This window comes from Rhodopirellula maiorica SM1, assembly GCF_000346295.1.
GTDB lineage: Bacteria > Planctomycetota > Planctomycetia > Pirellulales > Pirellulaceae > Novipirellula > Novipirellula maiorica.
In genome coordinates this window covers 1-5,091 of sequence record NZ_ANOG01000885.1, presented here as the reverse complement: position 1 = coordinate 5,091, position 5,091 = coordinate 1, and the positions used below count along the sequence as shown (strand labels likewise).

At 54.5% G+C, this 5,091-nt stretch carries 5 protein-coding genes; 1 reads left to right on the top strand and 4 read right to left on the bottom strand.

Annotated features, from left to right (window positions below):
• Positions 1-252: FAD-dependent oxidoreductase (locus RMSM_RS28215; RefSeq protein ID WP_008705177.1), on the bottom strand; the 252-nt coding region annotated here is incomplete at its 3' end.
• A 379-nt stretch (positions 253-631) separates the two neighbouring features.
• Between RMSM_RS28215 and RMSM_RS28210 the strand changes: the two genes are divergently transcribed.
• Entirely contained in the window at positions 632-1,894 is a 1,263-nt protein-coding gene (locus RMSM_RS28210) for an HD-GYP domain-containing protein (protein WP_008705175.1), read from the top strand.
• Between the two features lie 84 nt (positions 1,895-1,978).
• On the opposite strand, the gene RMSM_RS28205 is transcribed toward RMSM_RS28210, so the two are convergent.
• The 3 genes from RMSM_RS28205 to RMSM_RS28195 form a co-directional block, all read right to left on the bottom strand.
• On the bottom strand, positions 1,979-2,944 hold the full coding sequence (locus tag RMSM_RS28205; RefSeq protein ID WP_040769773.1) for a lysophospholipid acyltransferase family protein: 966 nt from the start codon (positions 2,942-2,944) through the stop codon (positions 1,979-1,981).
• A gap of 53 nt (positions 2,945-2,997) precedes the next feature.
• On the bottom strand, positions 2,998-4,140 hold the full coding sequence (locus tag RMSM_RS28200; RefSeq protein WP_063870274.1) for an endonuclease/exonuclease/phosphatase family protein: 1,143 nt from the start codon (positions 4,138-4,140) through the stop codon (positions 2,998-3,000).
• Positions 4,141-4,267: 127 nt separating this feature from the next.
• Complete coding sequence (locus RMSM_RS28195) at positions 4,268-4,771, bottom strand: HEAT repeat domain-containing protein (protein WP_008705169.1); 504 nt, start codon at positions 4,769-4,771, stop codon at positions 4,268-4,270.
• Positions 4,772-5,091 lie beyond the last annotated feature (320 nt).

Below are 5,091 nucleotides of genomic sequence, written 5' to 3'. Positions count from 1 at the left end.
TGCTTCCATCAGCGCTTTGCCGCTACGGCACGTGATTGCCTTGGCCGACCCAGGCTTGTAATAAATCCCCGAATGCAATACCCCCGAATTGTGACCGCTCTGATGAGCTGCGACATGCGACTCGGCTTCGACAACACACACACCCAGCGACGGGTGTCGCTGGATTAACGTCAACGCCGTCGCCAATCCGACAATTCCTCCGCCGATAATCACCACGTCGCAGGTTCGGGGGACGGAATCGTTTGGAATCATGGGGCTAGTTAATCTAGTAAGGGGGGACAATGAATGTGAGTGAAACGGAGTTGAAATTGGGGGGGAGGACACGTAATTCATGACGGTTGAAAACAAACGCCCCAGACCGCCGCAAACTAAAAATCGCCATCAAATCACTCGGTATTACGAACCATCCGGTCACCTAAAGATGCGGGAATCCGCAATCCGTTGCCAAGGGGCCTAACTGCGTTTGTCGTGGCCGATTTCGTGACATAGGGTTCGATTGAGTCGTTGTGTGATCGAGGCCAATTTTACCTTGTTGAACGCTCTACGTCTGCGAAACGCCATCACCGTATTCTCAAAGTTCTGCTTTGCGCAGTCCTGGCAACTATATCGATTTATCGGAAATTGACGGCAAATGTCACGCTCAGAAACGGTCGAGCTACCGCTAGAAAAATTGTGTGCTGGAGCGACGTGTGGATACCCCATCCTCAGCAAAGAGGGCGTCTTGTTACTCGGTTCGGGAACCCACATCACGCCGACGATCGTTTCCCATTTACACGAGCAACACATCGATGTCATCGCCGTTCACCCAAACGACATTGCCGAATTAACGGGCCAACAACTTCGCCGAGCTGCAACCGCAGACGCAGCGGAAAAGAAGCCAAAGTTTTCAGGTGTTTGGGAACAGGCGTTGCCGTTAAAGAACTTGTTAGTCGATCGTCATGACGAGCCGTTGAGTGACGAGCGGACGGCCGAACTAAACAAATGCATGAGCACCGCAAAGGCTCGGTTCGAACAGATCAATTACGCCCTCCAGACGCGTGACTTTGCTTCGATCTCGCCCCTAACCGCCACGTCGGATTCGTTCGCGCGTTCGATGATTGACGATCATGACCAAACTGTTGGCGAGATTGGTGCCGCAAGTGACGATGTGGCTCTCGAACGTCGCTCGGTCCAAATGGCGGTGATGGGGATGGCGGTCGCCATCGAGTTGGGGCTCGATGGACCCACCGCACTTGAAATTGGTTTGACTGGATTGCTGCACGATATCGGGCTGTATGTGTTGGATCCCAAATTTCGCGATCCCACCCAAACCCTCTCGCATTCCGAACGCTGGGAATACGAAAAGCATCCGGTGATTGCGTTCGATTGTGTCACCGCAATTCCTGAAACTCCGTCGGCCGTACGGATTGCAGTACAACAAGTTCACGAGCAATACGATGGATCGGGATTCCCGCGCGGGTTGCGTGGCGTCCGAATTCATCAATACGCACGAATCTTGAATGTGGTCGACGCCTATATCCAACTGATCTCGCCATCGTCTGATCGCTGCGGGATCTTACCTCACAACGCCATTGGATTGATTTTGCATCAAGCCACGCGAGGCACGTTTGACCCCGATGTGGTGCGAGCCTTTTTGAATACCGAATCCCTCTACCCGCTGGGCAGCCACGTTGAATTGCGATCCGGCAGCACCGCAGTGGTGATCCGTCGCTCGGCACACAGTTACGCTTGCCCGATGCTGATGCGAGAAGACGGAGAATGTGTGCAGGAAGACAACGCCGAGAACCGGATCATCCGCCCGATCGCTTCGCCGAAGATCGAACAGATGCGGATTCCACCGTCAAAAATGCCATCGATCCATTGGAACCCATCCGCGAATTCTCTCCGAGTTTAAGATCGGCTCGTCCATGCCGCTGTCGGATACCGCCGCGATATCGGATCCAATCGTCAACGCGATGACAGTGAGTCAAACAGATGGTTATGCGGATAATTTGGCCGCTTCTTTGGCTAATCGCTTTGCAACGCGTTCGGGCGGTTGCCGCCATCGTCGGTGCAGCCACCAATACTGCTCGGGCGCTAGTTGGATCGCCGTGGCAAGACGTTCGTTGTACCACTGAGTCAACGTCGTCACCGATTGACACACCTCGGCGGTATCATTGAGTGGATCCGCAATCCCGACACACCCCGACACGAACTGCATCGGCTCGCCATTCTTGCGAATCGTATAGCTGACGACCATGGGTGCGTTGGAACTGAGCGAAAACAGCGCCAGCGCTTTGTGGCTCGATGCGGGCACTCCCATAAACGGTAACCAACAACCTTTGTCGCCGGCGTGTTGATCGGCCAACAACGACAATACACCGCCTTGCTGCAAATGTTGATCGATCAGCGGTGCACACCCTTCCTTGTCCACCATCACTTGGCCCTTGGCCCCTCGAAACCGTTCGACCCAGCTGTGCAGAAATGGATTGTCTAACTTTCTGGCGATCGTCGTCGTACTGAACCCCATCAAACCGAGCACATAGCCGCCGATTTCAAAGTTGCCGAAGTGACCTGTCACCCCCACCATCGGTCGCTCGCTCAGCAGCGACCTTAATATCGTGCGGTTGTCGCGGAACGTCATGTACTCGCTCCAGTTCGTTAAATGCAATCGACGCTGAGCCCATGCGATTTCGCAGACCATCAAAATCAAATGCTGCCACATCGCCAGCGACATAGCGGATCGCTCATTTTGATTCGCATCAGGGAAAACTCGACTCAAATTCTGTTCGGTTGTGCGATGACGAATTTTCAGTGGCCCCGCCGCGAGCCACGCAACGCCGTTGGCAAACGACCGCCCCATGTCCAGCGGCAACGTCTGGATCACGGCCACCAACAATCGAACCACACAGTAGGCGGCAAAGTCGACGAGCGTGGTTTTCAGGCGAAGCAATTTCTGTTTCACGATTTGATGAATCCAATGCGACGAACGAGAGAAGATTGAGACAGAACCGATCATTAGCGAATCGTCCGCGTCGCCTCAGGCCGCGTTGCAACCGAATCGCCCTGAGGCATCTCGTACGCGCTGAACTCGGCCCACAATGGCATGTGATCACTGACCAACAGTGCCTGCGCCTCGGTGAGTCCAAGATCCTTTTGCAAATCGACCACGCCGAATCGCCCGGTGTATTCGCGAGTCATCTCACGATCAATCAAAATATGATCATACGTTTTGGTGTGCCGCGTGTTGGTCAACGTATTGCCCGCGATGGAAAAAACATTGGGAATCATTGCCAATTCCTGCAAATGGTTGGCGTCGACATTCAAATCGCCCAACAAAATGCAATCTTCTTCGCCCATCCGATCGTACTCAAATTGGCGAACCCGGACAAACACATCGTCCAACACATTGATTTCATTGCTGGTCGCTTTAGAGGTCACTTCGTCGGGATCGGTATGAGCGTTGATCATGGTAAAACTGAAGGGACGGCGTCCATCGCGAGGCACCGCGATCGCTTGGAATGACGCCACCATCGGCTCGCGGTGCATTCGATCGACATTGTCTTGCACCACGTAGGCACTGTCACGAATCATCTGGACACGGGTTTGATCCCAAACAAACGCATAACACTCGGTTTGCGACGTGCGACCGATCGGAGGGCTAACGGTGGCGGTGTAGCGTGCCCCCGTTGTATTGATCAAATCGACCAATCGTTCGACGGGAACACTATTGCCACCACGAACCTCTTGGATTGCCACCAAATCGAACTGGCTGACGATCTGGGCCAACGTCCCCATCACGTCGACTCCCTCGACAACCCGAGTCGAAGATTTTTTGTCGCCAAACATTTGAATATTGAAGGTTGCCAAACGAATCGTTTCGATCGACCGGTCACCCAGCGGACTAAGCGTGACCGATTGAACCGGAGCCTCGTTGACTGTGTCGCTTGTTGCGGCGCCATCGGCAATGGTATCCAACACCGACAGATCGATGCGTCCGGTAACGACCATCCCCAACGCGGCGGCGATCCCCGCGAAACTGACCGATGGCCCGATCCAGCGAACAAAGGGAATATAGCTGAGGACCGACCGCGTACGCGAACTCGATTGTTTACGAGAACGCGAGCGGCTGCTCTGTAATAAATTCGATAGTAAGCCCATCCCGGCCTCCTTGCCGATGGTTGCTTTCAGTGTCGTTGATTGCTCCGCAATCACATTGTCGTTAATCGCTCCGCGATCATAGTGTCGTTGATCGCTCCGCGATCAAAACGCTGCCGCATCCCCTTCCCTACGCTGCGTTTCCAATCGATTTGATCGCTTCCTTGGCCAATCGTTTTAAACGCGGGGGTGCCGCTTGGGCCGTCTTTTCGAGCGACTCGATCGCTTTAGCGGCCGCCGGCCCGATCTCGGCCAATGCCCATACCGCACGTTCTCGCGCGGGCAAATACATCGAATTCGCAACGCATTCTTGCAGCGCATCGACTGCCGCGGCGGCTTCGCTTTTCAATCGCCCCAGCATCGTCGCTGCCCAGTAGCAGATTTCGCCATCGTCGCTGTGAGTGAGCAAATCGGCAAGCGAATCGACCTCGGTCGCCATCGGTGTAATGGCGTGGCTGAGAGCTTCAGCAGCCCACATGCGAACGTCGTCGTCGGAATCGCCCGCCGCCCGGACGCAGCAGACCGTCACGCCCGTCACAGGGTCTTCTTGATTTGAAATCTTGCGTAACGTTGCAATACGCTGGTCAACGCTATCACTGGCCAATCCCTCGGCCCAATCGCAGTTTGCACTCATCCCCCTGCCCTCCCACAGCAGCGATCGTTTTTACTGTCAAACGTTCGATGGAACATCAGGCAAACTTATTTTTTGGCAATTGCGACAATGATCCATGCACGCTACTGGGTTAGCAAAACGATCCAGTTTCACGCAAGGGCAAGTTCGGCCGCAGCGGTTTTGCATGCAAAACGATGGAGCATGGAATGCCTAGATGACGCGTCGCGGAAGTCGCGTGTGACTTTCGATCCATGACGAGATCGCCTCGAAGCTGACCGGGCGGCTCACGCCGCTCCGCTATAAAAATCGCATCCGTTTGCGTACGCCTATTGGCGAACGGT